This is a genomic window from Isoptericola sp. NPDC057391, assembly GCF_042668085.1.
Classification (GTDB): domain Bacteria; phylum Actinomycetota; class Actinomycetes; order Actinomycetales; family Cellulomonadaceae; genus Isoptericola.
In genome coordinates this window covers 1-4,320 of record NZ_JBHVBO010000262.1, presented here as the reverse complement: position 1 = coordinate 4,320, position 4,320 = coordinate 1, and the positions used below count along the sequence as shown (strand labels likewise).

The 4,320-nt window shown below is 75.5% G+C and carries 5 protein-coding genes; 1 reads left to right on the top strand and 4 read right to left on the bottom strand.

The annotated features are described in order from the left end of the window. Nucleotides 1-53: 53 nt before the first annotated feature. The 4 genes from ACFUVW_RS19875 to ACFUVW_RS19860 all read right to left on the bottom strand — a co-directional run bounded on the left by ACFUVW_RS19875 (nt 54) and on the right by ACFUVW_RS19860 (nt 3,350). Entirely contained in the window at nt 54-1,346 is a 1,293-nt protein-coding gene (locus tag ACFUVW_RS19875; protein WP_430573022.1) for an aminotransferase class I/II-fold pyridoxal phosphate-dependent enzyme, read from the bottom strand. A gap of 62 nt (nt 1,347-1,408) precedes the next feature. Next, the gene (locus ACFUVW_RS19870) at nt 1,409-1,927 is read right to left on the bottom strand and encodes an SRPBCC family protein (protein WP_430573021.1); all 519 of its coding nucleotides are present in this window, start codon (nt 1,925-1,927) and stop codon (nt 1,409-1,411) included. Beyond that, nucleotides 1,924-2,835, bottom strand: a complete 912-nt coding sequence (locus ACFUVW_RS19865) for a hypothetical protein (RefSeq protein WP_430573020.1) — start codon at nt 2,833-2,835, stop codon at nt 1,924-1,926. The genes ACFUVW_RS19870 and ACFUVW_RS19865 overlap by 4 nt, the downstream gene beginning before the upstream one ends. Continuing rightward, nucleotides 2,832-3,350, bottom strand: a complete 519-nt coding sequence (locus ACFUVW_RS19860; protein WP_430573019.1) for an OsmC family protein — start codon at nt 3,348-3,350, stop codon at nt 2,832-2,834. The genes ACFUVW_RS19865 and ACFUVW_RS19860 overlap by 4 nt, the downstream gene beginning before the upstream one ends. Before the next feature lie 204 nt (nt 3,351-3,554). Between ACFUVW_RS19860 and ACFUVW_RS19855 the strand changes: the two genes are divergently transcribed. Continuing rightward, complete coding sequence (locus ACFUVW_RS19855) at nt 3,555-4,304, top strand: SDR family oxidoreductase (protein WP_430573018.1); 750 nt, start codon at nt 3,555-3,557, stop codon at nt 4,302-4,304. The last annotated feature ends 16 nt before the right edge of the window (nt 4,305-4,320 follow it).

Genomic DNA, 4,320 nt, shown 5'->3' with positions numbered 1-4,320 from the left:
GCCCCGTTCCGCGTCGGAACGGGGCCACCGTCACACCCACAACGGAGGCCGGGTCAGGAGGTGGCGGCCTCCGCGGCGGCGAGCAGGATGCAGGTGGCGACGCCGTCCATCGCGACGCGCACCTCGTCCAGCGGCGGCATGGTGGGCGCGAGGCGCAGGTTCCGGTCGTCCGGGTCGCGGTGGTACGGGAACGTGGCGCCGGCGGGCGTGAGCGCGATGCCGGCCTCCTTGGCGAGCTGCACGACGCGCGACGCGGTGCCCGGCACGACGTCGACGGAGACGAAGTACCCGCCGTCGGGCCGGGTCCAGGTGGCGACGCCGACGTCGCCGAGGCGCTCGTCGAGGATGTCGACGACGGCGCGGAACTTGGGCGCGAGGATCTCGCGGTGCCTGCGCATGTGGGCGCGCACGCCCTCGGCGTCGCCGAAGAACCGGGCGTGCCGCAGGTGGTTGATCTTGTCCGGCCCGATCGAGCGGATGCCCAGGTGCTTCGTGAACCAGGCGACGTTGGCGGGCGACGACGCGAAGAACGCGACCCCGGAGCCGGCGAACGTGATCTTCGACGTCGACGCGTACATCAGGACCCGGTCGGGGTTGCCGGCCTCGGCGGCGAGGTCGATCGCGTTCGCGGACTTCGCCTCGTGCTCCGTGAGGTGGTGCACGGCGTAGGCGTTGTCCCAGAAGATGCGGAAGTCGGGCGCCGCGGCGGGCATCGACACGAGGCGCCGGGCGACGGCCTCCGAGACGACCGAGCCGTCCGGGTTGGCGTAGGTGGGCACCACCCACAGGCCCTTGACCGTCGGGTCGTCGGCGACGAGCGCGGCGACGGCCTCCGCGTCGGGGCCGTCGGGCGTCATCGGCACGGTGACCATGCGGATGCCCAGCTCCTCGCAGATCGCGAAGTGCCGGTCGTAGCCGGGCACGGGGCACACGAACGTGATCTGCTCCTCGCGCGACCAGGGCCGCTCGGAGCCCGGCACGCCGAACAGCAGCGCCTGCACGATCGTGTCGTACATGAGCGTCAGCGACGCGTTCCCCTGTGCGAGGAGCTGGTCGACCGGCACGCCGAGCAGCTCGGCGAAGATGCGGCGCAGCTCGGGCAGCCCGGCGAGGCCGCCGTAGTTGCGGGCGTCCGTGCCGTCCTCGGCCGTGTGGTGGCCCTCGCCCGGCAGGGCCAGCAGCTCCTCGGAGAGGTCGAGCTGCTCGGCGGACGGCTTGCCCCGCGTGAGATCGAGCTTCAGGCCGCGGGCCTGCAGCTCCGCGTACTGGCGGCGCAGGTCCTCGAGCCTCTCGGCGAGGCCTGCGGACGGGGTGGACGACGGCGCGGTGGAACCCTCGGTGCTCACCCCACGGACCATACCGGCCACGGCTCGACGACGGCAGGGCGTCCCACCACGGTGGTGGGCGGTCAGCTCCGGCGGTCGAGCGCCCGCGCGAGCCGGCGCAGCGAGAGACGCATGAAGCCCTGCAGGGCGAGCCCGACGAGCGGGGCGGTGACGGCCCGGGGGAGCGGCCCGGCGAGCCAGGCCTCCTCCCACCACACGACGCGGCAGCGGCCGGCGTCTACCGGGACGACGTCGAAGCCCGCCTCGCCGAGCAGCACCGGCCCGAGCTTGCGCAGCCGGGTGCGCCCCACCCGCGCGGAGGCGGTGGACGGGCGCTCCAGCTGCTCCACGACCATCCGGTCGACGATCACCAGGCGGCCCAGGGTGCTCGCGGGGTCCCGCCGCGCGCCCGGCCCGCTCGCCATCGTGCAGCGGTCGCCCAGCTCGGGGCCGTGACCCGCGGGCCCCTGGAGCCGGGTGGCGACCATCCAGCGCGGGTGGGTGCGCAGGTCCGCGACCCAGGCGAACGCGACGGACGCCTCCACCGGCACGACGCGCGCCACCTCGACGCGGTGTGCCGGGGGCGTGGCGGGCGCCGTCACGAGCCGTCGTCCTCCGGCGCGCCGCCGCGACCCTTGCGCCGCGGCAGCCACCGGCTCGCCGACGTGCGCCGGGGCGTCTCGAGGGGGCGGAGCGTCGGGACGGCGTCGCCCGGCTCGAGCACCGCCTCCACGACGCGCGGGAAGTGCTCGGGCGGCGGGCCGAACGCCCGCCGCGACTGCGCCACGACGCCGTGCCCGAGCGCGCGGCCGCCCGCGATGCCGACCACGAACCCGACACCGAACGGCAGCAGCCGGCCGAGCGCGAGCGAGCCCTGCTTGGCGACCTGCCGCTTGAGGAACTGGCGGGCGAGCGTCTTGTTGACGCGCTTGATCGTGGTCTGCGGCATGGACGTGAGCAGCACCTTGCCCCACGCCACGGAGGAGCCGCCGATCGCGTTCTCCACGTCCTTCGCGCCCCGGTCGCCCAGCACGGTCGCCAGGAGCAGGGCACGACGGCGCGGCACGTCGTCGATCTCGATGCCGTGCACGTCGGCGACGGCGAGCGCGAACGCCGCCGACGCCCCGAAGAAGGTCGCGACGTCGCCCGTCGTGAGGGCCGTCGCGGCCGCCGTCCCGACGGACGGCGCCGCGGCCGCCGCGCCCACGGCGCCGCCCGCCGTCGCCAGCAGGGCCAGGTACTCCTTCTCCAGGATCCGTACGATCCCGGCCGGGTCGGCCTCGGGGTTGCGCGCCCGCAGACGGTCCACGTGCTTGTGGATCGCGGCGGACGGGATCGTCACGGCCCGGTCGAGGAGCGCGTCGAGCAGCGGTGTCGGCCGGTACCGGGTCCACTCCTCGCGGCGCGCGGCCGGGTCGCCGGCCGCGGCGACCTCGTCGCCGGGCCCGTCGGGGCGCACGACCTCGTCGCCCGGCGTCGAGCCCTCGCCACCCCTGCCCCGCGCGGTCACGACGCGGCGTCCTCCGCGTCGCCGGCCGCCGGCTGCTCGAAGACGGCCGGAGGCACCAGGGCGCCCGCCTTGAGGGTGCGGCCCACGGTGCAGGCCCGGTCGATCGAGCGCTGCGCCAGCAGGAGAGTCTTGTTCCGCGTGGCCTCGTCGAGGCCCGACAGGTCGATCTCGAAGCGCTCGGTGAGCACCGGGTACCGGTCCTCGTCCATGTCCTTCGCGTCCTCGACCCGGATCACGGCCTCGTACGCCTCGCCGAGCACGCGGGCGAACTTCGTGTCGCTGCTCATGCCCGCGCACGCGGCCAGCGCGATCTTGAGCAGCTCGCCCGGCGTGAAGACGGCGCCCGCCTCCACCGGCCCGATCTCCACGCTCGCGCCGCGGGCGGTGTGCCCGCGGTAGGTGCGGTTGCCGGTGCGCTCCACCCACAGCGGGTCGGTGGGCGACGGCGTCACGGGGGCCGCGGCGTCCGTCTCGGGGCCGGCGGCGGTGTCGGGCGCGGTGCTCTGGTCCGTCATGAGGCGATCCTCCCACTGGTCTCGCGATGGTCGCCCGGGGGTGTCCGGGCGGTCCGGAGGAGAACGTGCGAGGACGGCGCGAGATTCCGGTGTGACCGGGTTCACCGGTCGGCGCCTGTCACGGCCCGCCACCGTCCCCGGTCGACAGGGCGGAGGCGGCCACCGGGCCGCCCGTGCCAGTGGTACCGCAGAGAGGACAGGCTCATGAAGATCGTGGTCGTCGGAGGGACGGGACGGATCGGGGCGCAGGCCATCGCGCACCTCACGGAGGCTGGGCACGACGCCGGCGCCGCCGCGCCGAGCACGGGCGTGGACACCCTGACCGGCCGGGGGGTGGACGTGGCGCTCGCGGGCGCCGACGTCGTCGTGGACGTGTCGAACTCGCCGTCGTTCGCCGACGACGACGTGCTGCGCTTCTTCACGACGTCGACGCGCACCCTGCTCGACGCCGAGAGGCGGGCGGGGGTGCGGCACCACGTCGCGCTGTCGATCGTGGGCGCCGACCGGAACCCGGACTCCGGGTACCTGCGGGCCAAGGTGGCGCAGGAGGAGCTGATCCGCGCCGGCGGCGTCCCGTGGACGGTCGTCCGTGCGACGCAGTTCTTCGAGTTCGCCCCGCGGATCGCCGACGGCGCCACCGTGGACGGCGTGGTGCGCATCCCGCCGGTGGGGTTCCAGCCGATCGCGTCGGCGGACGTGGCGCGGTTCGTGGCCGAGGCGGCCGCGGGGGAGCCGCTCGACGGCGTGCTCGACGTCGCCGGACCGGAGCGGGTGCGGTTCGACGAGTTCATCGCGGCCGCGCTCGCGGCGGCGGGCGACAACCGCCCGGTCGTGGCCGACCCCGCCGCGCCCTACTTCGGGGCCGTGCTGGCCGACGACTCGATCGTGCCGCAGGGCGACGCGCGCCTCGGCGCGACGACGTATGCCGACTTCTCCGCGCGCGCCACGGCGTGACCGCCGTCGCCCGCCC